Source organism: Hugenholtzia roseola DSM 9546, assembly GCF_000422585.1.
GTDB lineage: Bacteria > Bacteroidota > Bacteroidia > Cytophagales > Bernardetiaceae > Hugenholtzia > Hugenholtzia roseola.
Genome location: NZ_AUGI01000079.1, coordinates 1 through 2,191 on the forward strand (window position 1 = coordinate 1; position 2,191 = coordinate 2,191).

General features: G+C 39.9%; 8 protein-coding genes. 7 read left to right on the top strand and 1 reads right to left on the bottom strand.

Translation table 11 applies throughout. The features are described 5' to 3' along the window. On the bottom strand, window positions 1–374 hold a 374-nt coding region (locus G500_RS22900; protein WP_035756807.1), incomplete at its 3' end, for a helix-turn-helix domain-containing protein. A 171-nt stretch (window positions 375–545) separates the two neighbouring features. Between G500_RS22900 and G500_RS0108135 the strand changes: the two genes are divergently transcribed. The 7 genes from G500_RS0108135 to G500_RS0108160 all read left to right on the top strand — a co-directional run. Beyond that, window positions 546–785: a hypothetical protein gene (locus G500_RS0108135; protein ID WP_027002194.1), complete on the top strand. Its 240-nt coding sequence runs from the start codon at window positions 546–548 to the stop codon at window positions 783–785. Beyond that, entirely contained in the window at window positions 782–934 is a 153-nt protein-coding gene (locus G500_RS25665) for a hypothetical protein (protein ID WP_154657077.1), read from the top strand. The genes G500_RS0108135 and G500_RS25665 overlap by 4 nt, the downstream gene beginning before the upstream one ends. A gap of 42 nt (window positions 935–976) precedes the next feature. Then, window positions 977–1,387, top strand: coding sequence for a hypothetical protein (locus tag G500_RS0108140; RefSeq protein WP_027002195.1), 411 nt, complete (start codon window positions 977–979; stop codon window positions 1,385–1,387). Next, entirely contained in the window at window positions 1,380–1,670 is a 291-nt protein-coding gene (locus G500_RS0108145) for a hypothetical protein (protein ID WP_027002196.1), read from the top strand. Before G500_RS0108140 ends, G500_RS0108145 begins: the two co-directional genes overlap by 8 nt. A gap of 29 nt (window positions 1,671–1,699) precedes the next feature. After that, entirely contained in the window at window positions 1,700–1,822 is a 123-nt protein-coding gene (locus G500_RS26445) for a hypothetical protein (RefSeq protein ID WP_281169319.1), read from the top strand. A 25-nt stretch (window positions 1,823–1,847) separates the two neighbouring features. Continuing rightward, window positions 1,848–1,994, top strand: a complete 147-nt coding sequence (locus tag G500_RS25670) for a hypothetical protein (RefSeq protein ID WP_154657078.1) — start codon at window positions 1,848–1,850, stop codon at window positions 1,992–1,994. A 10-nt stretch (window positions 1,995–2,004) separates the two neighbouring features. After that, on the top strand, window positions 2,005–2,191 hold a 187-nt coding region (locus G500_RS0108160), incomplete at its 3' end, for a hypothetical protein (protein WP_027002197.1).

A 2,191-nucleotide genomic window follows, 5' to 3' on the forward strand; every position in this document is an offset into this window, starting at 1 on the left:
ATTTTTTTTAAAATGCTTATTGTTTCTTGCTGGGATTGAAAAAGCGCGTCTTGTAACCGCTTAATTTCCGTTTCTAAGGATTGTATTTTTTGCAATAGCTCATTTTCCTTTGGGTCTTTTTCTTTCCCTGATGGGTCATTTTTTTCTTTATCAATTTTTTGAACCACTTGCATAACTCCCAAATCTTCGGCAAATTCAGAAAGAGGAACATTTAAGACAAAGCTAATCTCCTGCAATAGTGATAAGTTGATATCTGGCTGTTCCATTTCGAACAAACGCCTAAGCGTTGGAGGGCTTATATTTAGCCTTTTGGCAAGTTCTCTTTGGGAATAAGGCGATTTTTCACAAAGCTCTCTGATTTTTTTTCCTATCATAACTATTTGATTTTCAAGGTTTTAAGATTTTGAGCAAAAAAATTTTCTCAAAAAAGAGAAAATAAATTTGCGTGGGAAAAAATATCTCCCTATGTTTGCAGTGTAATCCTTGCAAACAAAACAAACGGTTTGCAAAGATAATACCTTTAACGCTTTCAACCTATAAAAGTTATGCCCCAAAAAAAACGAAAACCAGCACGACCGCACTTCTTTACAGTTCGCCTCGTTTTGAGCGACGAAGAATTGAAGTATTTTCAGACGGGACACAAGGCATTGGTCGAGGCGATTGCCGAAACGCCTATACCTACCTTGTCCCTCGCATCTTACCTTCGCATGAGAGCTAACGACCTGCTTATCAACGAAGCAAAAAATGCCTTACAACCCACAAGCCTTTCAACCGAAGCCCTATGAAACGCCTAAACATACCTCATTTCTTGTATTATATGACTCCCTTTCGCAAACGCAGCCTTTCGGTAAGTCAGCGAATCCAACTCAAAAAGCGCAGGGCAAAAAATAAGGCAGCCCGAAAAAGCCGCCGAGTAAATCGCCTAAATGCTTAATATTTTTACCAAATCCTTCAAAATTTTAAATCCTTCAAAACCATGTCAAAAAACAAGTTATCAAAAACTACCGAATCGTTCGCGACAGTAGAGGGCTATTTTAAGCCTGACTACTTCGCCAATTTTACTTTTTTAAGACACCCTTTCGAAGATATAGACGGCTTACCGCAGCATCTAATTTTGTTTGGCGAAGCAAACATCGATTATCCGACCAATTACGAGCATGACTACATGCTCCAATGGCTCAAAGACCCAGAAGTTATGGGATTGTGGCAAGTTGTGTTTGATAACGGCGAGGTCTATTCAGTCAATACGCTTAGGTTGAAAGCAGCCATACTCCCGCCTAAAAACCAATTTGAAATAATTGTCAGGACTACTAATAAAAAAGTTCACGATTTACTATTTGCAATAATCGATAAGATATTGCACGAAATTGAAGAATCGCATGGATAACCTACCCACTTATGGCTTGCGTGAAATGCCCGAAGGCTTAGGGTCAAAAAGCACCCTTGTATCGATGGGTAAATGGGAAAATCATAGTAAAACCGTAGTAGCCCGAAAAAGAGGCATGCATGTTCCGTTTTACGACCTCTACCAAATCGACGAGGAAAATCCCGTCGAATTGCCACCACCAAAGAAGCCCTCGAATCCAGACGCAGCTTTTAGCCGCAAAAATTTTCGCAGCGAAAAGCCAAGTGCAATAAAAGCGGCAGCAAACCAGCATAAACTCTTTTAACTCAAATCCTTCATTTCACCCTTTACCACATGTTCATAGTTTTTGCCCTCCTCAAAATCGGCGTAGTCGCGCCGATTTTTCTAACGGCATTTTTAGCCGTCTATTTGCCACTTTACAAACTCTTTCGTCTGCTTGCCAAAAGGCGCAGGTAATTCCAAATCCTTCAAAAATTATTTTATGATTAACGAAAAATTCACACGTAGCAGGGCGTTGTCAGACGCAATTACGCCCTTTTTAGACCCTGATGCCGATTTTGAGCGTGTTCAAAAAACCCTTCAAAACCCTGCAATCCTTAGCCAAATTTCCAATTTTATCACCCTTTAAATCAAACTTCATGAACCTCGTCGTGCAAGGCTTGATAGATGCGCTTTTCGAAGGAAATGAAACGCAACAAAATCAAGCAATCGCCCAAATAGAAGAATTGCATGGCTATAAAATTAGGTATCAAAACTTGATTTTAGCAGCGCAAAAACTTCGAACCGCCCAAGAAAGCTACTACAAAAGCAGCCCTGCAAACAAAG